This window comes from Streptomyces sp. NPDC052701, assembly GCF_040678355.1.
GTDB lineage: Bacteria > Actinomycetota > Actinomycetes > Streptomycetales > Streptomycetaceae > Streptomyces.
This window is the reverse complement of record NZ_JBFATO010000012.1, coordinates 176,892-201,885: the sequence shown is the minus strand read 5'-3', so window position 1 is coordinate 201,885 and position 24,994 is coordinate 176,892. Positions and strand designations below refer to the sequence as shown.

Below are 24,994 nucleotides of genomic sequence, written 5' to 3'. Positions count from 1 at the left end.
GACAAGGTGCACGACGTCGTCGGCCTGTATCTGGACCCGCCCGAGCGGGCCCTGGTGTTCTGCGTGGACGAGAAGAGTCAGATCCAGGCGCTGGATCGCTCCCAGCCGGTGCTGCCGATGATGCCCGGGGTTCCGCAGCGCCTCACCCACGACTACGTACGCGCGGGCACCACGACGCTGTTCGCCGCTCTGGAGGTGGCCACGGGGAAGGTGATCGGCTCCCTGCACCGCCGGCACCGGGCCGAGGAGTTCAAAAAGTTCCTGATCAAGCTCGACCGGGAGGTCCCGCAGGGCCTGGGCGTGCACCTGGTTCTGGACAACTACGCCACCCACAAGACCCCGGCCATCAAGACCTGGCTGGTGGCTCATCCCCGCTTCCACCTGCACTTCACCCCCACCGGCTCGTCCTGGCTCAACCTGGTCGAGCGGTGGTTCGCCGAGCTGACCAACAAGCGGATACGGCGCGGCGTCCACAAGAGCGTCCAGGCGCTGGAGAAGGACATCCGTGCCTGGATCGCCGCATGGAACACCGACCCGAAGCCCTATGTCTGGACGAAGACCGCAGACGAGATCCTCGAACGCCTCGCAAGTTATCTGAACAGAATTCCTGACTCAGAAGACTAGGGCCTGTCGTCGAACCCCCGTCGTCCGCCCGGAGGGCGGGCCCCGCGGCGTCGGGTGCGTGCTCCCGGCGTGCCGGGCGCCGGCCCTCGTACGGGATGCACTCGGGTCCGCGCCCGGTGCGGCGAGAGGGCGTGCAGGGCGTCGCGGAGCAGGCGGGAGTCCGACGACAGGCCCTGGGACGCCGTTTCGTTTGGCGTGGTCCTGCGGCGGTCCGGAGCGGTGACTGCTTCGCTTGTCGAGCGGAGGGTGCCGCTCGGACGGTGGGAGCTGTTCGAGCCAGTGGTGCCGCCTGGTGCCTCAGGCGCGGGTGGTGGTGAACCTGATGAGGGCTTCGGCGGCCGGGCCGGATCAGGTGGCTGTAGGGCGACGGACCGCGCCGGCTGCTTCCGCGGCGGGAGCGCGTCGAAGTGTCCGTTCGGCGGACGGGCGCCGACGAGCCGTCGCTGTCCGGCCGCCTCGGCGGACCGGCCGGCCGTCACGGGCGCGGCGGCGCAGTCGTCCCGCACCGGCCCGCCGGACGCGGACCGTGGAACTCACCGGCCGAGGAAGGCCAGCAGGACTTCGTTGACCTCGGCGGTGTGGGTGATCAGCAGTCCGTGGGGAGCGCCGTCGATCTCGGTGTACTGCGCGGTGGGCAGGGCCTTGGCGAAACGCCGGCCGGTGGCGTCGATGGGCAGGGTGCGGTCGGCGGTGCCGTGGACGATCAGGGCCGGGACGTCGATCTTGGGAATGTCGGTACGGAAGTCGGTGGGCCAGGCCAGGGGGGCGGCCGCCGAGGCGATGGCCCCCGATCCAGCGGCGACGTTCCACGCGTTGCGGACCGCCTCTTCGCTCACGCGGGTGCCCAGATTCTCGTCGAGGTTGAAGAAGTCGTTGTAGAAGTCGGAGAAGAACGCGTACCGGTCCTTCTTGACCGCCTCGGAGACACCCTGGAAGAAGGAGGCAGGCGCCGCACCGTCGGGGTTGTCGTCGGTGATCTCCAGGAACGGTTCGAGGGAGGCCAGGAAGACGGCCTTGGCGATACGCGCCGAGCCATAGGTGGAGAGGTAACGGGCGACCTCACCCGTGCCCATGGAGAACCCGACCAGGACCGCCTCGCGCAGATCCAGCGCCTCCAGTACGGCATGGAGGTCGGCGGCGAAGGTGTCGTAGTCGTAACCCGTCGAGGGCTGGCTGGACTTGCCGAAGCCTCGGCGGTCGTAGGTGATGACCCGGTAGCCGGCGTCGAGCAGTGCCGACGTCTGTCCGTCCCACGAGTTGCCGTCCAGCGGGTAGCCGTGGATCAGCACAACGGGCTGACCCGACCCCTTGTCCTCGTAGTGCACCTCGATGTCCGTGCTGTTCTCCGTGCCGACCTTGATGCGTCCCATGACCTCTGCCTCCGAAAGTGTGTGTTCCGTTCCGACACCCAGGACTATACGACCGGTCTACTCAATCATCAAGCGGTTCGGACGAACTCCGCCGGAACTGTCGTCCTGGGATCCCACGCGGCGGGCGCCACCCATCGGGCGGCTGTCGGAGATGAACGTGGCGGGGGCGGCGCGTCGCAGCGTGAGCGGCCCCGGCCGCTGCGGGGTGGATGCCGGGCTATAGTCACAGGGTCGCGAAAAACGATGTCTCGCGGGTCCACCCGCCGGGCATCGCACATACATCGATGCAGATGGTTCTCATCGGTGAGCGTCTCCTGCCGAGACCGGACATCCCGTCCGTTCACGGCGCTGAAGATCGCCGACGCGTGTCGGCGCTACAGAGGAGCGCAGCATGCAGAAGACCATCGCCGTTGTCGGAGCGGGACTGGGCGGGCTGACGCTCGCCCGGGTGCTTCAGGCTCACGGCGTCGCCGCGACGATCTACGAGGGTGAGGCTTCGGCGACGACCCGTGCACAGGGCGGCCTGCTTGACATCCACGAAGGGACCGGACAGGTCGCGCTTCGCGCAGCTGGTCTGTACGACGAGTTCCTCACCCTGGTCCGCCCGGGCGAGGACGCCAAGCGTGTGGTCGACCGCCACGGCACGGTCCTGTTCGACATGCCTGCGGACCCCGGTTCGGCCCGTCCTGAGGTGGATCGTGGCGAACTCAGGCGCCTGCTCATCGACTCGCTAGCGCCTGGGACGATCAGGTGGGGTCACAAGCTCGCCTCGGTCCGGCACCGTCCGGAGGGCGGCTACGTCCTCGCCTTCGCGGATGGTTCCGCCACGCGCGCCGACATCGTCATCGGCGCGGACGGTGCCTGGTCGAAGGTGCGTCCGCTGCTCACCCCCGCCGAGCCTCTCTTCAGCGGAACCTGCTTCATCGAGATCGCCCTCACCTCGGGCGGCCAGAACTGTCGGGCGAGCGTGGCTGCGATCGGCAGCGGCACGTTGATGGCGGTCGCGCCGGGCAAAGGCATTATCGCCCACCGCTACGCCGACGGGCACGCGCGCGGATACGTGGCGCTGAACAAGCCCGAGGAATGGATGAGGTCGATCGACTTCGGCGACCCGTCCGCGGGCCTCCGCCAACTTGCCGACGAGTTCGACGGCTGGTCGCCGCTGCTCACCGCCTTCGTGACAGAGAGCGACGCGGAACCGCGGCTCCGACCCATCTACGCCCTTCCCGTCGGGCTCAAATGGGACAGGATGCCCGGAGTGACGCTCGTCGGAGACGCCGCGCATCTAATGTCGCCCTTTGCCGGCGAGGGCGCGAACCTCGCCATGTACGACGGCGCGGAGTTGGCCGGCAAGCTGGTTGAGCAACCCGACATCGAGGTCGCGCTCAGCGCCTACGAAGAGCGGCTGTTCCTGCGTAGTAGCGACGCCGCGGGCCGCTCGGCGCAGAACTTGGAAATCTTTTTCGGCCGGGAAGCACCGCAGAGCCTAGTCACTCTGTTCGATCACTCCTGATACCCCGGTCCGGGTTCGCGATCTTGCCGCCGACCCGGCGGGGAACGGGTACGGCCATCGCGTGATCATCGGGGGTTGTGTGGACTCTTGAAGATCCTGCGGTGGCCGCAGGCCATAGCGTAGGCCCTGTCCGTTGGCGGGCGATGTCCGATCAGGTCATGACCCGGATCCCGGGCCGGTTCGGGAGGGTGGAGCCCCGAGCGACCGCCCGCGCCTACCTGCTCGGGCCGCCGTCGAGTGTCGAGCGAAAGAACTGCTGGCAGCTGGCCGACCAGGCCAGCCATGCCCGGCCCGGAGCGATGCAGCGCTTGCTGCGCTACGCCCGCTGGGACGCGGATGCCGTCCGCGACGACGTCCGCACCTATGCCGTCGAACACCTGGGCACCGACGGCGGTGTCCTTATCGTCGACGAGACCGGCTTCGTGAAGAAGGGCCGGGCCTCGGCAGGGGTGCAGCGGCAGTGCACCGGCATCGCAGGACGCATCGAGAACAGCCGGGTCGGCGTGTTCCTCGCCTACGCCACCCAGCGGGGACGGGCTCTGGTCGACCGTCGGCTCTACCTTCCCGAGCGTTCCCGGTGCTCCGATCCGGAGCGCCGCCGGGCAGCCGGGATACCCGAGACGGTGCAGTTCGCAACCAAGCCCCACCTGGCCGGGGAAATGATCGCCGCCGCGCCGGACGCGGGACTCACCGCCTCCTGGGTGACCGGCGACGAAGCCTACGGCCAGGACCCACACCTACGCGCCCGTCCGGAGGAGACCGGCATCGGCTACGTCTTGGCCGTGGCCTGCACCACCAGGGTACGGATCGACCAAGGACGCACCCTCGTGCGTGCGGGCACCCTCGTCGGCCGGCTCCTCACAGCCGCCTGGCAGCGGCACAGCGCCGACAACGGTGCAAAGGGCCCGCGCTACTACGACTGGGCTTGGGTCCACATCGGCACCGGCAGCCACCGCCACCTGCTCATCCGCCGCAACACTCGCAGCCACCGTCACCACCGCAGCAGGTCGAAGGCGTAGCTGCGTACGCTGCCGGGCCGGTTGTACCGGGCGACGAAATCGATCAGGTACCGGCGTACCGGCTCGACAGCCCGCCCCTCCTCATCGAAGACCAGCCATGGCACCACGCCCGGGTTCGCGGCCACTTGCCCCCACCGTGGCAGGCGAATCGATCGGACATCGCGCGAGAACTCGTCCAACTTTGTTGCGCTCCTTGCTCGTTCGGATGCGCAACATCTACCGACTGGACCGACCGGGGGATGCGCCGTGGCCCGGCGAGTCCCTCGGTAGTCCGGTCAACACCTCAATGGCTGCCCTCGCCGCAGACCGCGGCCTACCTGGTGCACATCGCTCTGGTGGCGCTGACGTTGCCGGTGGCGTGGCGCGCTGCTGAGTCGGCTCCGTCCGCCGCCGGGCGAGGCAGTCGCTTGGCGCGCCCCGGTGCCGGGCCGATGAAGGTGCTGACCAGCCGCCTCTTTCTGACCGCGGTGCTTCCGACAGCACCCTGGGTCTTCGGTGCCGCGACCGTGTCGCCCGCGGCGCTGCCCGTCCTGGTGCCGCTGGGCGGATACGGCGCCGTCGGCGGCGGTGTGGTCGCCGCCGTCACTCTGGGCAGTGGCATCGCGGTGCAGCCGCGGGCACGGCGTCTGGCCCGGCGGTCCCCGGCGGCACCGTTCCGGACCGGCATGGCGGCGGTGATCGCCGGGCTGCTCGCCGCGGCGCTCACCGTGGCCACCGGTTCACTGGTCCTGCTGCTGGCGACGGCCGTCGTCCTGGGATCGGCCCACGGTCTCCTGCTGGTGAGCGGTCTTCAGCTCGCGGAGTCACTCGCCGGCCCGCAGAACATCTCAACTGTGATCGCCGTGTTCTACAGCCTCACCTATGTCGGATTCGCCTTCCCCGCCCTCGTGCAGGTACTGGGCAAGCTCTGGGATCCGGTGGCTGTCCTGGTCGCCGGCTCCGCGCTCGCGGTGGCCGCCCTGGCCACGACCTTGATCGCCTGGCCCGTACGACGGGCATCACGTATCAGGTCCTGACCCCGCCTCGGGCACGGCCGGTGAGTGCGACGCGGTCGCCGGCGGACCTGAGACGCCATTTCATCTGGCGATGCGACGGTGGCATAGGAGGGTTGCCGTGGTGGCGGTGAAGGCGAGTCCGCTCCTGCTCTGACCACACCGTCGCCGGGCAGTCGGAGAACCACAGGTACTCGGCCAATCACCAGGTCGTCATCGATGCCGACACCCCTCTCGTGATCGCCGTCGGCCAGCCGGTGCCCGGCAACCGCAACGGCTGCAAGACGTGGGAGCTGTCCGGCGCAAAGGACACCGTCGGCCGCACCACGGTCATCGCGGACGGCGGCTACCGGGGCACCGGCATGGTCCTCCCGCACCGCCGCGAGCGCGGCCAGGCCGAGCTCCCCGCCTGGAAGGAGGAACACAACGCCTCTCACCGCGAGGTCCGGGCCCGCGTCGAGCACGTTCTCGCCCGGATGAAGGGCTGGAGGATCCTGCGCGACTGCCGCCTGGGAGGTGACGGCGTCACCACGCCGTGCTCGGCAGCGCCCGTCTGCACCACCTCACCCTGGCCGGGTGCCGGAGTAACGGGCTGGTCAACCAGCACACCGTAGATCACTCACGGGACAGCGCTTAGGGTGAACTCATGTACACGACGCAGGTCTCCGGTCATGTCGACGCCCCGCGCTCGGCCGTCTACCGGGTGCTCGTGAGCGCGGAGGAGATCGCCCAGTGGCGGGTGCCTCCCGACATGAGCAGCCAGGTGCACGAGTTCGACGCCCGCGAGGGCGGCCGTTTCCGCATCTCGCTCACCTACGACGCACCGGCCGGGGCCGGCAAGTCGGCCGCGCGCACCGACACGTACCGCGGACACTTCGCCAGGCTCGTGCCGGACGAGCAGGTGGTGGAGGTGCTGGAGTTCGAGACCGAGGACCCCGCGCTGCGCGGCACCATGACGATGACGACCACGCTCACCGACGCCGAGGGCGGCGGCACGGACGTCCTGGTCGTCCACGAGGGCGTCCCCGACGCCGTGCCCGCCGCCGACAACGAGACGGGCACGCGCCTGGCCCTGGCGAACCTGGCCCAGTACGTCGAGGCGAAGGAACGCGCCTCCTAGGCCGCTTCGGGCTGCTCGGTCTGCTTGGCCGCCCGGCCCCCGCTCGACGAACCCCGCCGAGGCGTACGCGCCTCGGCGGGGTTCTTTTTTCGCTCCGGGGCGCGCACCATCACACGGCGATTCCCGCCCTGCTCCTTCGTGCTTCCGTGCGCCCCATTGAAGAAAGGATTCCTCAGAACAGCAGCGGGTTGGACTTGGGCAGGACATCGTTCAAACACCCAGTCGGTGGAGTGTCACCGCGTTCCGTGTGTCGACCGAGGCAGGTGGTGTTCGATGAACGGTTCCGTTCCCGGGCCTGAACGAACCTGGACAGTGGGCAGTGCACCAGGCATATTCCCGTCCGTCGGTCACGGTATCGCCCTCTTCCGTCGGCCGCTGGACTTTCTCACTTCCTTGCCGGCGCACGGCGATCTGGTCGAGATACGCCTGGGTCCGCGGCGGGCCTGGATGGTGTGCCGCCCCGAACTCGTCCACCAGATGCTCATGGACTCCCGCACCTTCGACAAGGGGGGTCCGCAGTACGACAGGCTCCGCCTGCTGATGGGGGACGGCGTGGTCACCTGCCCCCACGGGGAGCACCGGCGCCGGCGCAGACTGCTGCAACCCGCCTTCCGCGCCTCCCGCGTCGCCGATCACATCGGGCTGATGGCCGAGGAGGCCGAGGCGGTGTGCCGGTCCTGGCGGGCGGGCGAGCGGATCGACGTCAGCGCGCAGATGATGACGCTGACGACGGGGGTGATGAGCCGTGTCCTGTTCTCGGACTCGCTCGACGCGGCGACGGCCGCCGAGATACGGCACTGTCTCGCCGCCGTCGTCCGCGGCCTGTTCGTCCGGACGGTCGTGCCGGTCGACGCGGTGTTCCGCATACCGGCGCCCGCGAACCGCCGTTACCGGCACGCGGTTGCCCGCCTGCACGCGATCGTCGACCGGCTCATCGCCGAGCGCCGCCGCGGCGGTCCCCGCGACGACCTGCTGGGGACCCTGCTGGAAGCCGCGCACGGCGGCGCGGAGGCGGGGATCACCGAACAGGAGGTCCACGACCACCTCATCACCCTCCTGCTGACCGGGGTGGAGACGACCGCGCTGTGCCTGGCCTCCGCCTTCGCCCTGCTGGCCCGGCACCCGGAGGAGGAGCGACGCCTGCACGGGGAGGTCGACGCCGTCCTCGCCGGGCGGGGCCGGCCGGGCCCCGACGACCTGCCGCTCCTGGTGCGCACCCGGTGCGTCGTCACCGAGACGCTCCGCCACTCACCGCCCGGCTGGCTCTTCACCCGCGTCACCACGCGGGAAACCGTTCTCGCCGGACGCCGCCTCCCCCGGGGCACGACCGTCCTGTACAGCCCCTACCTCCTGCACCACGATCCCGCGTCGTTCCCCGAACCGGACCGGTTCCTCCCCGAGCGGTGGATGCCGGGCGGGACCGGCGCGGCGGCGCACGGTGCGATGATCCCGTTCGCCGCGGGGAGCCGGAAGTGCCTCGGCGACACGTTCGCCGTGGCGGAGGCGACGGTGGCCCTGGCGGGCATCGCCGCCCGCTGGCGCCTGCGGTCCCGCCCGGGCCCCGCCGAACCGCCGCGCCCCGCCGTCACCTTGGGCCCGAGGTCGCTGACGATGACGTGCGAGCCGCGTACCCGCGACCGGATCGGGCCGCCGTCCCGCGCGGGTTCTCCCGCGGCCCGGACGGCTGTCGCATCCCCTGTACCCGACTCCCGGACGGCAGCATCCTCTTTACCCGACTCCCGAACGGCAGCATCCCCTGTACCCGACTCCCGAACGGCAGGTGACCCCGGTGTCGACGACGCATGAGGAGATCACGGCCGGCGCGCGGGGCCGGACCGCGGCCCTCGGTCTGCGGGAACTGATCGACGCCCGGATCCACATGCCCTTCCCGTTCCGCAGCAGCCCGCACGAGTCGAAGGCGGCGGCGGGCGTCGGGGAATGGCTGGACGCGTGGGGGCTGACCGGCGAACCGGGGGTGGCGGTGATGATCTCGCGCACGCGCCCCGCCCAGCTCGCTTCCTACACCAGCCCCACGGTGGACTGCGACGTCCTCCAGATCGTGGCCAACCAGATCGCCTACCAGTTCGTCTTCGACGACCGGGCGGAGGAGCTCGGCCGGCGGCGGCCGGACCGCCTGCTGCCCCTGCTGTGCGAGAGCATCGAGATCCTGCGGGACGGCCGGCGGCCCACCACCGCCCTCGGGGCGGCCCTGGCCGACCTGTACCGGCAGGTCCGGGAACGGTGCACTCCCGCGCAGGCGGCGCGGTGGGCGTCGACGAGCCGCGAGTACGTCCACGGTCTGCTCTACGAGGCGGTGGCCCAGTCCCGCCCCTCTCCGCCGCGGATCGGTCTGGTCACCTCCATACGGTCGCTCACCGCGGGCGTCGAACCCTTCTACCCGCTGTACGAGGCCGCCCAGAACCGCGATCTGATCCCCGAGGAACTCCATCACCCCGTCATGCGGCGCCTGAGGCGCCTGTCGGTCGACGCGGCCGTGTGGACGGCCGACCTGTTCTCCGCGGCGAAGGAGCAGCGGACCGGGGAAACGATCAATCTGGCTCTCGCCCACCGATACGCCCGCCGGTGTTCCCTGCCCGCGGCCGTCGTGTCGGCCGTCGGGCAGATCAACGCCGCGATCAGGGAGTTCGAGCAGCTCCACGCCGAGTTCGCACGGCAGCTGAGCCCTTCCGGCACCGGATACGTGGAGGGCATGACCGGCTGGATCAGCGGGTGTTACCACTGGTCCCGCACCGTACCGCGCTACGCGGAGGCGGCCGCCGCGCCCGCCCTCCCGTGAGCCCGGCCGGCTCCCGCGAACCGGCGTCTGGCGAGGGGGCCATTCGAACCGCACTACCCGCCGGAGCGGGCCGGCAATCCGCTCCGGCGCCTGATTCACCCTTACCTGTCGTCCTCACGCTCCAACACGGCTCCCCGGACCCGTCGGGCATACGCTCGGCGCTGCCCGACAGGACCAACTACAAGAAGCGGTAGGGCACATGGCGCACGAGTCGCGGCAACCGTTCACCGGCTCCCAGCCCTTGCTCGAGCGCCGACGGGAACTCCGGGCGCTCGACGACGCGCTGTCGGGCCTTCGCGCCGCCGACGGCGGACCGGGAGCACCTCGCACGGGGCTGCTCGCCTTCACCGGTCCGGCCGGGCGGGGCAAGACGGCCCTCATCGCGCAAGCACGCGCCCGCGCCGCGGCGCACGGCTTCAGGGTTCTCTCGGGCCGGGGCGGCGAGACCGGACAGGAGCTGGCGTTCCACGTGGTGCGCCAGCTCGTCCAGCCCGCGCTCGCCGCGATGAGCGGGGCGGAGCTCCGTGTCTTCCTGGGAAGCTGGTACGACATCGTCGCCGCGGCGCTGGGCCTGGAGGCGGCGGACACCTCCCACGTGCCGGACCCGACCGGGGTCCGTGACGGCCTCGACTGGATCCTGACCCGCCTGACGGTGCAGCAGGCACCCGTCGTCCTGCTCCTGGACGACCTGCACTGGGCCGACCTCGAGTCACTGCGCTGGCTCACGTCCTTCGCCCCGCGAGCCGCGGGCCTTCCGCTGCTGATCGTCGTCGCCTACCGGCCCGACGACATGCCGCCCGAAGCGGCGGCCTTCCGCGCCCTCGTCGAGAGTCACGGGAGCCGCCCCTACGCCCTGGAGCCGCTCAGCGCCGCCGGTGTGGCGCAGATCGTGCGGGACCGGCTGGGGGAGGAGGCCGAGGACGAGTTCTGCAACGAGTGCTGGACGGTCACCGGCGGCAGTCCGTACGAGGCCGTCGAACTCGCCATCCGGCTCGGCGAGCGGAACCTGAAGGGCACCCGGGACGACCTGCCGGCGATGCGGGACCTCGCCGCGGCGGCCAAGGGGCCAGGGCTGCTCGACCGTATCCAGCGGCTCGGGACCACCACCGTCCGCTTCGCGCAGGCCGCGGCGGTCCTGGGTGCGCCGTTCTCCCCGGAGCTCGCCGCCGTCATCGCGGTGATCGGCAGCGAGGAGGCCGCCGAGGCCACCGAACGGCTGCGCGCGGCGCGCATCCTGGCCGAGGGCCACGGGCCCGGGGGGAGCCTCGACTTCGTGCACCCGGTGATCGCCACCACGATCTACCGGAACATCCGCCCGGGCCTGCGGGTCGGTCTGCACAACGCCGCCGCGGAGGCCGTCCGCGCGGCGGGGCTCGGCCCCACCGCCGCCGCCCGGCACCTGCTGGAGGTCCCCTGCGAGGGCAGGCCCGAGGCAGTGGCCTGCCTCCGGCAGGCCGCCCGCGAGTACCTGCGGGCCGGAGCGCCGGAGGCCGCCCGTCGCCTGCTGACGCGGGCGCTGCAGGAGCCTCCCCTTCCGGGGGAGCGCGCGGCGCTCCTGCACGAGCTCGCGGGCTCGACCTTCCTGATCGAACCCACCGCCACGGTCAGCCATCTCCGGGAGGCGCTGGCGGAGCCGGAGATCGACCCCGGGCTGCGCGCCTCCATCGTCTACCGGCTGACCCAGGCACTGGCCCACACCGACCGGATGTCCGAAGCCGCGAGCGTGGCCGCCGAGGAGGCGCGCACGGCCACCAACCCCCGCATCCGGCTGCGCATGCAGGCCGATCACTTCGTCTGGAGCCTGTCCCGCACCGACGCGCCCGGCGCCGCCGTCCGTTCCCGCAGGCTGGCGCGGCTGGCCGAGCGGCTGACCGCCCGCAGCGGCCCGAACGGCCACGGGCTGGAGGAGCGCTGCATCCTGGGCCTGCGGGCCTGGGACGCCCTGCTGCGCGGCGAACCGCGGCAGACGGTCCTGGTGTTCGCCGAGGAGGCCCTGCGCGGCGGGATGAGCTGGACCGAGGAGAACCGGGGTTTCGAGGTGCCCGTCTCGGTGGCCCTGGCGTTCATGTACTGCGACCAGCCGCGGCGGGCCGAGGAATTGTTCACCCGGGGCATGGCCGAGTGCGAGGCCAAGGGGTGGCGCGGCTCGCACCTGGCGGTCGGCCAGGCCCTCTTCGGTTACATCCGCTATCGCCGGGGCTGCCTGGCCGAGGCGCAGAGCTGGGCGGAGGAGGGCCTGCGCACCGCCGAGCGCGTGGAAGGCGCCGTGCCCGCCCAGTGGTTCGCCATCGGCATCCTCGTCCAGACGCTGCTGGCCCGTGGCCGCCCGAAGGCGGCGCGGCGGCTCGCCGACCGGTACCGCTACGGCGAGGTGGTCCCGAACGCCGTCGTCTACCCCGATCCGCGAACGGTGTACGCCGGGCTGCTGGTGGCGGAGGGGCGGCACGACGAGGCCCGGCGCCTGCTGTCCGACGTCGGCGACTGGCTGGAGTCACGGGACTGGCACAACCCGGCCTGGTGCCCCTGGCAGCTCGGCCTGGCCCGCCTCCTCGCCCCCGTCGCGCCCGAGGAGGCCGTCCGCCACGCCCAGGAGGCCGTCGAACGGGCCCAGGGGTTCGGCGCGGCCTCCGCGATCGGCCAGGCGCTGCGCACCCTGGCCGAGGTGACCGGCGGGCGGGCGTCGCTCGACCTGTACGCGGAGGCCGTCGGCCATCTCGAACGGTCGCCCGCGGCCTACGAACTGGCCCGCGCGCTGGTCGGGCACGGTGCCGCGCTGTCCCGCAGCGGCCGGCTCACGGAGGCCGCCGACCGGCTCTACCAGGGGCTGGAGGGCGCCGTCCACTGCGGCGCCGAGGCCCTGGCCGCCCAGGCCCGCGGTGAACTGTCCGCGGCCGGGCTGCGCCCGCTGCCCCTGCGCTACGCGCAGACGGACACGCTCACCGCGCACGAGCGCCGGGCCGCCGAGATGAGCGTGCAGGGCCACCAGGTGGCGGTGGTCGCGAAGGACCTGCACCTCACCGAGCAGGGCGTGCGGCAGTTGCTGTCCTCCGTCTACCGCAAGGTCGGCACGGACGCGGCCGGTCTCGCCGAGGCGCTGGAGACCTTCCCGCGCCCCCGGACGTGACCGGCGGCGCCGTACCGGGGTGCGCGCGGAGCCGGCCGTGGCGAGGCGGCCGCCGTCCCGTCGCCGGTTCCCGCCGGGACGCGCCCGTCGCCGGCTGACGGACCCGGGAACGGTCCGCCCTCCGGGGCGCCCTCCCGGACAGGCGGACCGTCCCGCCGTGCGCGCCCCCGCTCCCACCTGCGCCCGGCGGAACACCCCCCGTCGACATCTTGACGCGTAAATGACAACGGTGGCTTGATGTCCTCATGGGAGCGCTCCCACATCCTCCCGGGAAGGGGACACCATGCGCAGCACCCGCCGCCCGCTCTCCTTACGGCTTCTTCCGCTCCTCGGCCTGCTGGCCGCCCTGCTCCTGCCCCTCGGCCTGGCGACCGCCCAGCGCGCCTCGGCCGCGCCCGCGGCGGACCCCGTCCGCATCATGCCGCTGGGCGACTCCATCACCGGCTCGCCGGGCTGCTGGCGGGCCCTGCTGTGGAACCGGCTGCAGAACGCCGGGTACACCGGCATCGACTTCGTGGGCACCCTCGGGCCCCAGGGCTGCGGACAGGCCCACGACGGCGACAACGAGGGCCACGGCGGCGAGCTGGTGACCCAGGTGGCCGACCGGAACCTGCTGCCCGCCCGGCTGGCCGCGACACGCCCGGACATCGTTGTCATGCACTTCGGCACGAACGACGTCTGGAGCGCCGTGCCCCCCGACCGCATCCTCGCCGCCTACGACACGCTGGTGGCGCAGATGCGGGAGAGCAACCCCGGCATGCGCATCCTGGTCGCCCAGCTCATCCCCCTGAACCCCGGCACCTGCGCGGCGTGCGCGCAGCGGGTCGTCGACCTCAACGCGCGGATCCCCGACTGGGCCCGGGCGACGAGCACCGCCCGCTCCCCCGTCACGGTCGTCGACCAGTGGACGGGCTTCAGCACCGCCACCGACACCTACGACGGCGTCCACCCCAACGCCTCCGGTGACGAGAAGATCGCCGCCCGCTGGTATCCGGCCCTGGCCGCGCTCCTCGGCACCACGGACCCCGGCGATCCCGGTGACCCGGGCGGCGGACGGCCCGCCTGCACCGCCTCCTTCCGGGCCGCCTCCGCCTGGCAGGGCGGCTACCAGGGCGAGGTCACGGTGACCAACACGTCCGCCCTTGCCGTGCGGGGCTGGACGGTGACCGTCGTGCCGGCCGCCGGGGCGCGCCTCGCCCAGGTCTGGAACGGCACCCTCACCACGGCCGCCGACGGCACGGCCACCGTCGCCGACGCGGGCTGGAACGGCGCCCTGGCGCCCGGCGCGGGCACCACTTTCGGCTTCCTCGCCACCGCCCCGGCCACGGCCGGCACGCCGTCGGCGACCGTCACCTGCACGGCCCGGGCCGCTTCCTGACACCCGCTCCTTCTCCCCGGCACCCGCCCCTCCTCCCCGACACCCGCCTCTTCACTGGAGCCGCCATGAGATCCCCCACCGCCACCGTGTCACGCCCGGCCGCCGTCGCGGCCGCCCTGCTGGGCCTGCTCCTGCCCCTGCTCGCGCTCGGCGGCGCGGCCCACGCGGCGCCCACCGGCTTCCGCGTCGCCGACGGACGGCTGCTGGAGGCGTCCGGGAACGACTTCGTGATGCGCGGCGTCAACCACGCGCACACCTGGTACCCGGACCGCATCGGCTCCCTCGCGCACATCAAGGCCAAGGGCGCCAACACCGTCCGGGTGGTGCTCTCCAGCGGTGACCGCTGGACCCGCAACGACACCGCCGACGTGGCGAACGTCGTCGCCCGGTGCAAGCAGAACCGCCTCATCTGCGTCCTCGAGGTGCACGACACCACGGGCTACGGCGAGCAGAGCGGTGCCGTCACCCTCTCGCGCGCCGCGGACTACTGGATCAGCGTGCAGAGCGCCCTGACGGGCCAGGAGGACTACGTCATCGTCAACATCGGCAACGAGCCGTACGGCAACACCGGCTACGCGAGCTGGACCGCCGACACCAAGGCGGCGATCCAGAAGCTGCGGGACGCCGGGTTCGACCACACGATCATGGTCGACGCGCCCAACTGGGGCCAGGACTGGGCGTTCACCATGCGCGACAACGCCGCCTCGGTGTTCGCCGCCGACCCGGACCGCAACACGGTCTTCTCCATCCACATGTACGGCGTCTTCGACACCGCCGCCGAGGTCGGCGACTACCTGAACCGGTTCGTCGCCGCGAAACTGCCCATCGTGGTCGGCGAGTTCGGCCACGACCACTCGGACGGCAACCCCGACGAGGACGCCATCCTGGCCGTGACCCAGCAGCTCGGCCTCGGCTACCTCGGCTGGTCCTGGAGCGGCAACGGCGGCGGGGTCGAGTACCTGGACATGGTCACGAACTTCGACCCGGACCGGCTCACCTCCTGGGGGCAGCGGCTCTTCAACGGCGCGAACGGCATCGCGGCGACCTCCGAGGAGGCCGACGTCTACTCCTCCTCCGGCGGCGACACCACGGCCCCGACCGCCCCCGGCACTCCGGCCGCCTCGGGCGTGACCTCCTCGTCGGTGACCCTTTCCTGGGCCGCCTCGACGGACGCGACCGGCGTCACGGGCTACGACGTCGTCCGTGTCGGCAGCGGCGCCGAGACCGCCGTCACCACCACGACCCGCACCACCGCCACCCTCACCGGCCTCGCCCCGGCCACCTCGTACACCTTCGCCGTGTACGCCCGCGACGCCGCCGGCAACCGCTCGCAGCGCTCCGGCACGGTGACGGTCACGACCGCGTCCGGCGGAACGTCGGCGGCCTGCGGTGTGACCTACCGGGTGACCGGCGAGTGGCCCGGCGGCTTCCAGGGCGAGATCGTGCTGCGCAACACCGGCAGCTCCGCGATCAACGGCTGGACGCTGCGCTGGACGTTCCCCGGCAGCCAGCGCATCAGCAACCTGTGGGGCGGCACGGCGACGCAGAGCGGCGCCGAGGTCAGCGTCGCCTCCGCCCCGTACACGGCGGGGATCCCCGCGTCGGGCTCCGTCACCCTGGGCTTCACGGCCAGCAAGGGGGCGGCCGACCCCAGCCCGGGCGCGTTCACCCTCAACGGCTCGGACTGCACGGTGAGCTGAGTCCCGGCCGGCGGCCCGGTCGTCCTGGGCCGGGGCGGGCCGTGCGGGAGCCGGACGGCTGCCGCACGGCCCGTTCGCGCGGCGCCGCTCAGCGGCCGGCGCGGATCAGGCCCGTCAGATAGCGCCACAGCGACGAGCGCTGCCGGGCGGACGGGTCCGGCACCACCGGCTCGGCGGCCTCCGGGGCCGGATCGTGCGCCGCGGACTGTCCGGGCGGCTCCGGGGCGAGTGCGTACCGTACCGGCAGCGACCGCAGGCCGCGCATGAACGGTGAGGAACGCCAGGGCAGTTGGTCGGCCGGCAGGGCCAGCTCCAGATGGGTGAACCGCTCGAACAGGCGGCCCACCCCGACCGCCGCGACCGTCGAGGCCAGTTCGCGCGCCGGGCACTGGCGGCTGCCCGCGCCCCAGGACAGGTGCGCCCGGGTGCTGATCGCGGTGCTCGGCGCCACGTGGCCGGCGAAGAGCGGATCGGCGTGCGCGGCGGCGGAGGAGACCCACACCGGGTCGCCCTGCCGGATCAGGTAGTTGCCGAGCGGGGTGTCCTCGGCCGCGAAGCGCGGCACGAAGTTGACCAGCGGCGGCTTGCGCATCACCACCCGGTTCATGGTCTCCCGGACCATGCCGGCGGACAGGGTGGCGCGCACGCCGCCGTCACCGGAGATGACCTCGACCACGGTGTTGGAGATGAGGATGCCGACGTGGTCGGAGGTCATGCCCAGCAGCATGAACAGCTCACGGGCCAGCTCGTCGAGGGAGAGGTCCGGGTGCGCGGCCAGCAGGTGGGAGGGGAAGTCGTCCCCCGGCGTGTCGAGTTTCGCCGCGGCGAGCTCCGTCAGCGCCGCCAGCAGCCGCTCCAGGGCGGGCTCGGCGTCCGGGCCCGCGTCCAGCACCCGCCACATGTCCATCAGGGCGTCGTCGCCCTGCGAACCGGGGAAGCCGAGCAGGTGACTGGCGACCATCAGCGGCAGCGGCCGGGAGAACTGGGCGGACAGGTCCGCCACGCCCGTGGCGCCGCCCTGTCCCACCAGGGTGATCAGTTCGTCGGCGTAGGCGGTGACGGCCGTCCTGAGCCGCTTGGCCTGGGGGTGGCGGGGATCCTGGAACGGCTTGAGGGCCGCGTCCCACGCCTGCCGCAGCGGCCGGTACCCGGGGCCGCCCTGGATCAGCACGTGGTTGACCTCCAGGGACGGCCCGAGCGGCCAGTCGGCCGGCACCCGGCCCTCCGTGCGGGCCCGCCAGTTCTCCAGGCCCTTGGGCCACCCCTCGTCGTCCTGAAGCACCTGGAGGGCCTCTCGGTAGCCGAGCACCAGCCAGGCGGGCACGCCCAGCAGGTCGACGGGCGCGACCGGGCCGTGCCGCCGCCTGAGCCGCTCGTACACGAGCGAGGGGCGCGTCTCGTAGTCCCGGGTCAGCAGCGGCTCGGGAGACATCGTCTCCAGCCGGGCACCGTCCAGGTCCACGGATCCGCCGTCACCCCTCAGGGATTCCATCGTCTTGCCGCCCTCCGACACTCCGCGTACCGGCACACCACCGTTCGGTAGCCGGAAACGGAGGGGACCCTACCCCAGGCTCCGCCGGGGACGGACGACGGGGGCCGCCCCGCAGCAGGTCAGGGGCGGTCGGGCACGGCAGCCGGGGGCGAAGAGGCGCGGCAGGCGCGCGGACGCGGTGAAGGACGTGTGAGAACTCCCGCCCGGGTGTGCGCGTCCCATGGGCGGCGCGTGACGGCCGGACGGCGCCGCGGCCCGCGCGCTCAGCCGGCGGCGGCGCCGAACCACTTCGGCAGCCGGGCGAACAGATCCTGCTGGTCCTCACCCACCCACGCCACATGGCCGTCCGGCCGCAGCAGCACCGCGGGCACGTCCGGTTCCCCGCCGGCATCGACGACGTGGTCGACCCGGTCCGCCCAGCCCGCCACCGAGAGCCGGCCGGTCCGGTCGAGCAGCAGCCCGCGGCCGCCGCGCATCAGCTCGTAGAGGCGGCCCCGTTCCAGCTTCACGTCGCGCATCCGCCGGCCGAGCAGCTCGTGGCCCTCGCCGAAGTCGTAGCGCACCCCGACCGCGGTGATCATCTCGGTCACGTACCGGTTCGCCTCCCCGAACTCCAACAGCTGCGAGAACAGCTCCCGCAACGCGGTCGCACCCGGATCGGCCCCCATCAGCGTCATCTGCGCGCGGGTGTTGTCCAGCACGCGGGCGCCCACCGGGTGCCGTTCGGCGTGGTAGCTGTCCAGCAGCCCTTCCGGCGCCCAGCCGTTGACCTCGGCGGCCAGTTTCCAGCCGAGGTTGAACGCGTCCTGGATGCCGAGGTTGAGCCCCTGCCCGCCGGCCGGCGGGTGGATGTGCGCCGCGTCGCCGGCCAGCAGCACCCGGCCGACCCGGTAGCGCTCGGCCTGCCGGGTGGCGTCGCCGAACCGGGAGAGCCAGCGCGGGGCGTGCGCGCCGAAGTCGGTGCCCGCGACGGCCCGCAGCCGCCGCTTGAACTCCTCGAGGGTCGGCGGGACCGCACGGTCCTCGGCCACCCCTTCGGCGGGCACGACGAGGCGGTATCCCCCGCCCTCCAGGGAGATGGCGCCGAACCTCAGGTGGGTCCTGCGGACCTCCTCGACGGTGGCGGCGACCGTCGCCGGATCCTCGGTCACCTCCATGTCGCCCAGCAGCGTCTCGACCTTGGCGGGCTCACCGGGAAAGCCGACGCCGAGCCGCTTGCGCACCGTGCTGCGGCCGCCGTCGCAGCCGACGAGGTAGCGCGAGCGCAGGCGCGTGCCGTCGGCCAGCTCGACGCTCACCCCGTGCTCGTCCTGGTCCAGCCCGACCAGTTCGCAGCCGCGCCGGATCTCGGCGCCGAGTTCGACGGCGCGCTCGGCGAGCAGCCGTTCGGTGACGGTCTGCGCGGTCGCGAGGCCGAAGGGGTGGGCGGTGTCCAGCCCGTCCGGCCACGGCTTGACGATGCCGGCGAAGAGACTGCCGGCCTTGAACTGCTCGCTGACCGCGAGGAACCGGTCGAGCAGGCCGCGCTGGTCCAGCATCTCGACGCTGCGCACGTGCAGGCCCCGTCCGCGGGAGTGCCCGGCCGGCTCGGTCGCCTTCTCCAGCACGACCGTCCGCACCCCGGCCAGCCGCAGCTCGCCGGCCAGCATCAGCCCGGTCGGCCCACCGCCGGCGACGATCACGTCGATCATCTCGACCCCCGTCTGTTTCCGCAGCTCCTGGCTTCGGTCGGCGATTGTGCGGGACGACCGGGGCCTTGCCGCAAGCCCCCCGGTGCGCTATACGTTGAGAGTGGCAAGGAGGCGACGACCTCCTTGCCTTTGCTTTTGCCGTCCGCCGTGGACGGCCGCTCCCTTCGTCCCCGGCCGTCCCCGGTCGTGTCCGGGGCACCGGTCACGACCCGGCCCCCGCGCGATGCGGCTCGCGCCGGTCCGGCTCGCGTGCGCCGGTCTTCCCGGAGGCCGTGTCCAGGTGGGCGCGGGCTCCGGGAAGACCGGCGCCGACGGCCGTCGGCGACCGGGCCGGGCGGGACTCACCCCAGGAAGCTCAGCCGCACCGTGCGGTCGGGGTTGTCCCGGTTGGTGTCGACCAGGCACACCGACTGCCAGGTGCCCAGTTCCAGCCGTCCGCCGAGCACCGGCAGCGTCGCGTGCGGGGGGACGAGGGCGGGCAGGACGTGGTCGCGGCCGTGACCGGGGCTGCCGTGGCGGTGCTGCCAGCGGTCGTCGGCGGGCAGCAGGGTGTGCAGGGCGGCCAGGAGGTCGTCGTCGCTGCCCGCGCCCGTCTCCAGGACGGCGATGCCGGCGGTCGCGTGCGGGACGAAGACGTTGAGCAGGCCGTCGCGGCCGGCCGCCACCTCACGCAGGAAGGACTCGCAGTCACGGGTGAGGTCGACGACCCGCTCCGTGGAACCGGTGGTGACGTTCAGGACTCGGGTGGTGAAGGCATCGGACATGCCTCCATCCTGACGCACACGACGAGCCGCGAGCGGGAAGATCCGCCCGGAGTCTGGTACGCCGGTCCGCTGGGCGAGACGCCCGTTGACCGTGCACACGCAACCTGGCTACGTTCGGGCGCATGTTGCGTACAGCCCTGCTCACCACGCGCGGTCACATCGACCTGCTGCGGGTGGCCTCCGCCGCGTGTCGCCGCGGCCGCTGACGCCTTTCCCCGCCTCTTTCCCCGCCTCCGTCCCGCAGTTCCGTGCGCCCCGTGACCGGTTCCGGTCGCACCGGCGTCCGCGGCGCCGAGGCGTACCCGCCCCCTGCCGCTCTCCTCCCCGTGGAGCACCCATGAGCACCAGCCATGCCCCGCCCGGCTCCCCCGGGCCGGACATGTCCCCCATAGAGGCATCCGCCTCCTCCAAGCCCTCCACCGTTCCGACGTCCTCCGCCCCCGGCCTCCAGCCGATCCTCCCCGTCTCCTCGCGCCGCGCCCGTGTGCCCCGCTGGCTGCGCCGCACGACCGGCCCGGTCCTGCTGCTCGCGCTGTGGCAACTCCTCAGCGGCACGGGCGTGCTGACCTCCGACGTGCTCGCCTCGCCGGGGCGGATCGCGCAGGTGGCCGCGGACCTGGTCGCCGACGGCTCCCTGCCCTCCGCCATGGCCACCTCGCTCCGGCGGGTCGCCGCCGGGCTGCTGCTGGGTCTGCTCATCGGCACCGGACTCGCCCTGCTCTCCGGCCTGTTCAGGATCGGCGAGGACCTGGTGGACGCGCCGCTGCAGATGCTGCGGACCGTGCCGTTCGTCGGTCTCATCCCGCTGTTCATCATCTGGTTCGGCATCGGCGAGGCCCCGAAGACCGCCATCATCACGCTCGGCGTCACCTTCCCGCTCTACCTCAACGTCTACGCCGGAATCCGGGGCGTGGACGCCCAGTTGATCGAGGCCGGGGAGTCGCTGGGCCTGTCGCGGTGGGGCCTGGTACGGCACGTCGTCCTGCCGGGCGCGCTGCCCGGGGCCATGACCGGGCTGCGCTACTCCCTCGGCGTCGCCTGGCTGGCCCTCGTCTTCGCCGAGCAGGTCAACGCGGACTCCGGCATCGGGTTCCTCATGGTGCAGGCGCGCGACTTCCTGCGGACCGACGTGATCGTGGTCTGCCTGATCGTCTACGCCTTCCTCGGTCTGCTCGCCGACTTCATCGTCCGCTCCCTCGAAAGGCTGCTGCTGCAATGGCGACCGACGTTCACCGGCCGGTGACCCCCCAGGCGGTGCGTGTCGAGGGGCTGGTCCGCTCCTTCGACGGGCGTGCCGTCATCGACCGGCTCCGGCTCGACATCCGTCCCGGCGAATTCGTCGCCCTCCTGGGGCGCAGCGGCTGCGGCAAGTCGACGCTGCTGCGCGTCCTCGCCGGGCTGGACCGCGACATCGAGGGGACCGTGCTGGTGCCGCGCCGCAGGGCCGTCGCCTTCCAGGCGCCGCGGCTGATGCCGTGGAAGAAGGTGTGGCGCAACGTCCTGCTGGGGCTGCCGGGCAAGCCCCGGCGGGCCGTCGCCGATCAGGCGCTCGAAGAGGTCGGGCTCGGCCACCGCTCCGACGCCTGGCCCAAGACCCTCTCCGGCGGGGAGGCCCAGCGCGCCTCCCTGGCCCGGGCCCTGGTGCGCGAGCCGGACCTGCTGCTGCTCGACGAGCCGTTCGGCGCGCTCGACGCGCTCACCAGGATCAAGGCCCAGCGGCTGGTGGGCGAGTTGTGGCAGCGCCGGGGATGCGCCGTGCTCCTCGTCACCCACGACGTGGAGGAGGCCGTGCTGCTCGCCGACCGCGTCCTGGTGATGGACGACGGTGTCATCGCGCACGAGCAGCGCGTCGACCTCGACCGCCCCCGCGACATCACCGACCCGCGCTTCGCCGGGCTGCGCGCCGGCCTCCTCGAACGCCTCGGCGTCGAGACCGCCGCCGAAGCCTCCTGAGCCCTCCCCCTGCCCCGCCGGTTCCACGCGTCCCACCACCGGTTCCACCGCAACGATCGGATCACCATGCGACGACGTCTCGTCCCCGCCGCCCTGCTGCTCCCCCTCGCCCTCCTGCTCACCGCCTGCGGCACGGACTCGGCCGCCGGCACGTCGTCGGGCGACGGGAGCGACGGCCGGGGCCCGGTCACCCTCAACGTCGGCGACCAGAAGGGCGGTTCGGAGGCCATCCTGCGCGCCGCCGGCGAGCTGAAGGACCTCGACTACAAGATCAAGTGGTCCACGTTCACCTCCGGCCCGCCACTGCTGGAGGCCGTCAACGCCGGGGCCGTCGACATCGGCGGCGTCGGCAACACCCCGCCGGTCTTCGCGGCCGGGGCGGGCTCGAGGATCACGGTCGTGGCCGCCTGGCACGGCACGTCCAAGGGCGACACCATCCTCGTGCCGAACGGCTCGTCCCTGAAGGAGCCCGGGGAGCTCAAGGGGAAGTCCGTCGCGGTGGCGCAGGGCTCCTCCGCGCACTACCAGCTCGTCGCGTCCCTGAAGAAGGCCGGGCTCGGCCTGGACGACGTCGAGGTCGAGTACCTCCAGCCGGCCGACGCGCTCGCCGCGTTCACCTCCGGCAAGGTCGACGCCTGGGCGGTGTGGGACCCGTACACCTCGCAGGTGCTCAAGGCCGGGCAGGGCCGGGTGCTCACCACCGGCGACGGCGTGACCAACGGGCTCACCTTCCAGGTGGCGGCCCCCGGGGCGCTGAAGGACGGGAAGAAGGCCGCCGCCGTCGAGGACTACCTGGAGCGGCTGCGGCGCGCCTACACGTGGGTGTACGACCACGAGGAGGAGTGGGCGAAGGTCTGGGCGAAGGAGACCGGGCTGCCCGCGGACGTGGCGCTGGCCGCGGTGAAGCGCACCTACGCCACCCGGATCGCCGTCGCCGTGGACGAGCCGCTCGTCGCCTCCGAGCAGGAGATCGTCGACACCTTCGCCGAGCTGGAGCTCATCCCCCGCAGGGTCGACTTCGGCGGTTTCACCGACACGCGGTTCAACGGCGGCCTGCCGCCGTCCACCACCCCCGCCCGTCCCTCCGAGGGGTCGTGACACGACCGTACGTCTCCGCCGGTTCCCGCCGACGGGCGGTGCCGGCCGCACGCTCGCCGGCCGGCACGCCCACGGGCCCGGCGACGAGCCCGGCGGGGTGCGCGCCCCCGGCACCGACTGCCTCGCGCGGATCGCCGAGGCGGCCGGACGGGCGGGCAGCCGGGCGGCCGGGTTCGGAGGCGGTGCCGACGCCGGCGGCGCAGCCGACGCCCGGCCGGGAAGACCGACGACCTCACCCCTGTTGGTAGAAGCGTGAACAACTCACGCGAGGTCGAGGCGGTCGTCATCGGCGCCGGTCAGGCAGGCCTGGCCGGCGCCTACCACCTGCGGCGCACCGGATTCGAGCCGGACCGCGACTTCGTGGTGCTGGACCGCTCCCCCGGCCCGGGCGGCGCCTGGCAGTTCCGGTGGCCCTCGCTGACGTACGGCAGGGTCCACGGGATGCACTCCCTGCCCGGCATGGAACTGACCGGCGCCGATCCGGCGCGGCCGTCCGCCGAGGTGATCGCCGGGTACTTCGCCGCGTACGAGCGGGCCTTCGGCCTGCGGGTGCGGCGCCCCGTGGAGGTACGGGCGGTGCGCGAGGGCCGCGACGGACGGCTGCTGGTCGAGACGTCGGCCGGGACCTGGGCGACGCGGGCGCTGATCAACGCGACCGGCACCTGGGACCGGCCGTTCTGGCCGCGCTACCCGGGACAGGAGACCTTCCGGGGGCGGCAGGTGCACACCGCGCAGTACGCCGGGCCCGAGGAGTTCGCCGGGCAGCGGGTCGTGGTGGTGGGCGGCGGCGCGTCCGGCACGCAGCACCTGCTGGAGATCGCCCCGTACGCGGCGGCCACCACCTGGGTGACCCGTCGGCCGCCGGTCTTCCGTGCGGGCCCCTTCGACGAGGACGCGGGCCGGGCGGCCGTCGCGCTCGTGGAGGAGCGGGTGCGGCGGGGGCTGCCGCCGCAAAGCGTCGTGTCGGTGACCGGGCTGCCGCTGAACGACGCCGTGCGCAAGGGCGTCGAGGACGGCGTCCTGGACCGGCGTCCCATGTTCGACCGCATCACGCCCACCGGGGTCGGCTGGCCGGACGGGCGGCACGTCGACGCCGACGTCATCCTGTGGGCCACCGGCTTCCGGGCCGCCCTCGGCCACCTCGCCCCGCTGCGGCTGCGCGAGCCGGGCGGCGGGATCCGCGTCGAGGGGACGCGCGTGGCCGCCGACCCGCGGATCCACCTCGTCGGCTACGGCCCGTCGGCCAGCACGATCGGCGCCAACCGGGCCGGACGTGCCGCCGTGCGCGACATCCGGCGGCTGCTGGCCGCGGAGACGGTCGCCGCGTAGGCCGGCCCTCCGGTCCGGAAACCGCCGCGTGTGCGCCCGGTCCGGCAACCGCCGTGTGCGCCCGGTCCGGTACCCGGCCGGGCCGCCCGCCGGGGCGATCGGCTGCCGGGCGTCCGCCGTCCGCTCCGGGCACGGCCGGCACCGTACCGGGGCACCTCGCCGGGCGCACACGCCTCCACCGGGTCACCTCGCCGGGCGTGTGCTCTTCCGGTGGGCTTTGAACTCGGCGACGTTGCGCTGGTGTTCGGCGTAGTCGGCGGTGAAGCGGGTGTCGCCCGGCTTGACCGTGACGAAGTACAGCCAGTCGCCCGGGGTCGGGTTGATCGCGGCGCGCACCGCGTCCTCGCCCGGGTTGGCGATGGGCGTGGGCGGCAGGCCCATGCGCTGGTAGGAGTTGTAAGGGCTGTCGATCCGCGTGTCGTTCTCGGTCGTGGCGCGGCTGGAGCGGTTGAGCGCGTAGTTGATCGTCGAGTCCATCTGGAGCGGCATGCCGCGTTCGAGGCGGTTGAAGATCACCCGGGCCACCTTGCCCATATCGGCCTTGGTGGCCGCCTCCGCCTGGACGATGCTCGCGATGGTGACCGCCTGGTAGACGTTCATCGCGTTGCGCTGCGCGCCCGCGGCGATCGGGGCGCCGTTGAACCTCCTGTCGGCGGTGTCGACCATGGACGACAGCAGCTTCTGCGGTGTCGCCTTCTCGTCGAGCGGATACGTCGCCGGGAACAGGTAGCCCTCGGGGTTGCCCTCGGCGTCGTCCGGCAGCTTCAGCGCGGCCTTGGCCAGGGACTTCCTCGTGGTGCCCGGGGGCAGGGCGAGGACCTTGTCGACGGCGGCGTAGACCTGGCTCGTGCGCCAGCCCTCCGGGACGACCAGGGTGGTCGGCCTGGCGTCCTCGTCGCCGTCCAGGGTCAGCAGCGGCACCGCCACGGCGGTGCCGGCCACGACGGCCCCGGTCGCGATGAGGGCGAGACGGCCCCGGCGCGTGAGTCGGATCGTGCTCCGTGGCGGAGTGTTCGTCTGCATGCGGGCA

Annotated in this window: 21 protein-coding genes and 1 pseudogene; 16 read left to right on the top strand and 6 right to left on the bottom strand. The window is 72.8% G+C overall.

The genetic code is table 11. From position 1 onward, the window contains the following. The coding region (locus AB0L29_RS16795; protein WP_365827742.1) for an IS630 family transposase at positions 1-624 on the top strand (624 nt) is incomplete at its 5' end. Positions 625-1,157: 533 nt separating this feature from the next. On the opposite strand, the gene AB0L29_RS16790 is transcribed toward AB0L29_RS16795, so the two are convergent. Beyond that, positions 1,158-1,994, bottom strand: coding sequence for an alpha/beta hydrolase (locus AB0L29_RS16790; RefSeq protein WP_365827740.1), 837 nt, complete (start codon positions 1,992-1,994; stop codon positions 1,158-1,160). Between the two features lie 391 nt (positions 1,995-2,385). Between AB0L29_RS16790 and AB0L29_RS16785 the strand changes: the two genes are divergently transcribed. Beyond that, positions 2,386-3,507 (top strand): NAD(P)/FAD-dependent oxidoreductase, encoded by a 1,122-nt coding sequence (locus AB0L29_RS16785; protein ID WP_365827738.1) that lies wholly within the window; start codon positions 2,386-2,388, stop codon positions 3,505-3,507. A 158-nt stretch (positions 3,508-3,665) separates the two neighbouring features. After that, complete coding sequence (locus tag AB0L29_RS16780; protein ID WP_365827736.1) at positions 3,666-4,526, top strand: IS701 family transposase; 861 nt, start codon at positions 3,666-3,668, stop codon at positions 4,524-4,526. On the opposite strand, the gene AB0L29_RS16775 is transcribed toward AB0L29_RS16780, so the two are convergent. Next, the gene (locus tag AB0L29_RS16775) at positions 4,499-4,705 is read right to left on the bottom strand and encodes a hypothetical protein (RefSeq protein WP_365827734.1); all 207 of its coding nucleotides are present in this window, start codon (positions 4,703-4,705) and stop codon (positions 4,499-4,501) included. The genes AB0L29_RS16780 and AB0L29_RS16775 overlap by 28 nt on opposite strands. Before the next feature lie 288 nt (positions 4,706-4,993). Here AB0L29_RS16775 and AB0L29_RS16770 point away from each other — a divergent pair, with 288 nt between their 5' ends. The 8 genes and pseudogenes from AB0L29_RS16770 to AB0L29_RS16735 all read left to right on the top strand — a co-directional run bounded on the left by AB0L29_RS16770 (position 4,994) and on the right by AB0L29_RS16735 (position 15,637). Continuing rightward, positions 4,994-5,542, top strand: coding sequence for a hypothetical protein (locus AB0L29_RS16770; protein ID WP_365827732.1), 549 nt, complete (start codon positions 4,994-4,996; stop codon positions 5,540-5,542). Positions 5,543-5,673: 131 nt separating this feature from the next. Then, a pseudogene (locus AB0L29_RS16765) lies at positions 5,674-6,155 on the top strand (transposase); the annotation flags it as partial. A 9-nt stretch (positions 6,156-6,164) separates the two neighbouring features. After that, positions 6,165-6,638, top strand: coding sequence for an SRPBCC domain-containing protein (locus AB0L29_RS16760; protein WP_365827730.1), 474 nt, complete (start codon positions 6,165-6,167; stop codon positions 6,636-6,638). Positions 6,639-7,031: 393 nt separating this feature from the next. Next, positions 7,032-8,444: a cytochrome P450 gene (locus AB0L29_RS16755; RefSeq protein ID WP_365827728.1), complete on the top strand. Its 1,413-nt coding sequence runs from the start codon at positions 7,032-7,034 to the stop codon at positions 8,442-8,444. Further along, positions 8,428-9,435: a (-)-alpha-amorphene synthase gene (locus AB0L29_RS16750; RefSeq protein ID WP_365827726.1), complete on the top strand. Its 1,008-nt coding sequence runs from the start codon at positions 8,428-8,430 to the stop codon at positions 9,433-9,435. Before AB0L29_RS16755 ends, AB0L29_RS16750 begins: the two co-directional genes overlap by 17 nt. Before the next feature lie 199 nt (positions 9,436-9,634). Continuing rightward, complete coding sequence (locus AB0L29_RS16745) at positions 9,635-12,559, top strand: AAA family ATPase (protein WP_365827724.1); 2,925 nt, start codon at positions 9,635-9,637, stop codon at positions 12,557-12,559. A 283-nt stretch (positions 12,560-12,842) separates the two neighbouring features. Next, positions 12,843-13,937 (top strand): GDSL-type esterase/lipase family protein, encoded by a 1,095-nt coding sequence (locus AB0L29_RS16740; RefSeq protein ID WP_365827722.1) that lies wholly within the window; start codon positions 12,843-12,845, stop codon positions 13,935-13,937. Between the two features lie 65 nt (positions 13,938-14,002). Continuing rightward, a complete protein-coding gene (locus AB0L29_RS16735) occupies positions 14,003-15,637 on the top strand; it encodes a cellulase family glycosylhydrolase (protein ID WP_365827720.1) in 1,635 nt (544 codons plus the stop codon). An 88-nt stretch (positions 15,638-15,725) separates the two neighbouring features. On the opposite strand, the gene AB0L29_RS16730 is transcribed toward AB0L29_RS16735, so the two are convergent. From AB0L29_RS16730 to AB0L29_RS16720, 3 genes are all read right to left on the bottom strand, one after another. Continuing rightward, positions 15,726-17,129: a cytochrome P450 gene (locus tag AB0L29_RS16730; protein ID WP_365827718.1), complete on the bottom strand. Its 1,404-nt coding sequence runs from the start codon at positions 17,127-17,129 to the stop codon at positions 15,726-15,728. 263 nt (positions 17,130-17,392) lie between these two features. Then, on the bottom strand, positions 17,393-18,820 hold the full coding sequence (rox, locus tag AB0L29_RS16725) for a rifampin monooxygenase (protein ID WP_365827716.1): 1,428 nt from the start codon (positions 18,818-18,820) through the stop codon (positions 17,393-17,395). Between the two features lie 341 nt (positions 18,821-19,161). Next, a complete protein-coding gene (locus tag AB0L29_RS16720; protein WP_365827714.1) occupies positions 19,162-19,584 on the bottom strand; it encodes a YjbQ family protein in 423 nt (140 codons plus the stop codon). Between the two features lie 122 nt (positions 19,585-19,706). Here AB0L29_RS16720 and AB0L29_RS16715 point away from each other — a divergent pair, with 122 nt between their 5' ends. The 5 genes from AB0L29_RS16715 (at position 19,707) to AB0L29_RS16695 (ending at position 23,964) form a co-directional block, all read left to right on the top strand. Then, positions 19,707-19,790, top strand: a complete 84-nt coding sequence (locus AB0L29_RS16715; RefSeq protein WP_352027631.1) for a putative leader peptide — start codon at positions 19,707-19,709, stop codon at positions 19,788-19,790. Between the two features lie 131 nt (positions 19,791-19,921). Beyond that, positions 19,922-20,827 (top strand): ABC transporter permease, encoded by a 906-nt coding sequence (locus tag AB0L29_RS16710; RefSeq protein ID WP_365827712.1) that lies wholly within the window; start codon positions 19,922-19,924, stop codon positions 20,825-20,827. Further along, a complete protein-coding gene (locus AB0L29_RS16705; RefSeq protein ID WP_365827710.1) occupies positions 20,800-21,537 on the top strand; it encodes an ABC transporter ATP-binding protein in 738 nt (245 codons plus the stop codon). Before AB0L29_RS16710 ends, AB0L29_RS16705 begins: the two co-directional genes overlap by 28 nt. 66 nt (positions 21,538-21,603) lie before the next feature. Continuing rightward, entirely contained in the window at positions 21,604-22,635 is a 1,032-nt protein-coding gene (locus AB0L29_RS16700) for an ABC transporter substrate-binding protein (protein WP_365827708.1), read from the top strand. 252 nt (positions 22,636-22,887) lie between these two features. Further along, complete coding sequence (locus AB0L29_RS16695) at positions 22,888-23,964, top strand: NAD(P)-binding domain-containing protein (RefSeq protein ID WP_365827706.1); 1,077 nt, start codon at positions 22,888-22,890, stop codon at positions 23,962-23,964. Between the two features lie 183 nt (positions 23,965-24,147). Here AB0L29_RS16695 and mltG read toward each other — a convergent pair whose 3' ends face one another. Beyond that, positions 24,148-24,987, bottom strand: a complete 840-nt coding sequence (gene mltG / locus AB0L29_RS16690) for an endolytic transglycosylase MltG (protein WP_365827704.1) — start codon at positions 24,985-24,987, stop codon at positions 24,148-24,150. Positions 24,988-24,994 lie beyond the last annotated feature (7 nt).

Bases quoted from the DNA above. Each gene is read 5' to 3' on its own strand.
- AB0L29_RS16790 (WP_365827740.1), bottom strand. From the start codon at position 1,994: ATGGGACGCATCAAGGTCGGCACGGAGAACAGCACGGACATCGAGGTG.
- AB0L29_RS16785 (WP_365827738.1), top strand. From the start codon at position 2,386: ATGCAGAAGACCATCGCCGTTGTCGGAGCGGGACTGGGCGGGCTGACG.
- AB0L29_RS16780 (WP_365827736.1), top strand. From the start codon at position 3,666: ATGACCCGGATCCCGGGCCGGTTCGGGAGGGTGGAGCCCCGAGCGACC.
- AB0L29_RS16760 (WP_365827730.1), top strand. From the start codon at position 6,165: ATGTACACGACGCAGGTCTCCGGTCATGTCGACGCCCCGCGCTCGGCC.
- AB0L29_RS16745 (WP_365827724.1), top strand. From the start codon at position 9,635: ATGGCGCACGAGTCGCGGCAACCGTTCACCGGCTCCCAGCCCTTGCTC.
- AB0L29_RS16740 (WP_365827722.1), top strand. From the start codon at position 12,843: ATGCGCAGCACCCGCCGCCCGCTCTCCTTACGGCTTCTTCCGCTCCTC.
- AB0L29_RS16735 (WP_365827720.1), top strand. From the start codon at position 14,003: ATGAGATCCCCCACCGCCACCGTGTCACGCCCGGCCGCCGTCGCGGCC.
- AB0L29_RS16730 (WP_365827718.1), bottom strand. From the start codon at position 17,129: ATGGAATCCCTGAGGGGTGACGGCGGATCCGTGGACCTGGACGGTGCC.
- rox (WP_365827716.1), bottom strand. From the start codon at position 18,820: ATGATCGACGTGATCGTCGCCGGCGGTGGGCCGACCGGGCTGATGCTG.
- AB0L29_RS16720 (WP_365827714.1), bottom strand. From the start codon at position 19,584: ATGTCCGATGCCTTCACCACCCGAGTCCTGAACGTCACCACCGGTTCC.
- AB0L29_RS16715 (WP_352027631.1), top strand. From the start codon at position 19,707: ATGTTGCGTACAGCCCTGCTCACCACGCGCGGTCACATCGACCTGCTG.
- AB0L29_RS16710 (WP_365827712.1), top strand. From the start codon at position 19,922: ATGAGCACCAGCCATGCCCCGCCCGGCTCCCCCGGGCCGGACATGTCC.
- AB0L29_RS16705 (WP_365827710.1), top strand. From the start codon at position 20,800: ATGGCGACCGACGTTCACCGGCCGGTGACCCCCCAGGCGGTGCGTGTC.
- AB0L29_RS16700 (WP_365827708.1), top strand. From the start codon at position 21,604: ATGCGACGACGTCTCGTCCCCGCCGCCCTGCTGCTCCCCCTCGCCCTC.
- mltG (WP_365827704.1), bottom strand. From the start codon at position 24,987: ATGCAGACGAACACTCCGCCACGGAGCACGATCCGACTCACGCGCCGG.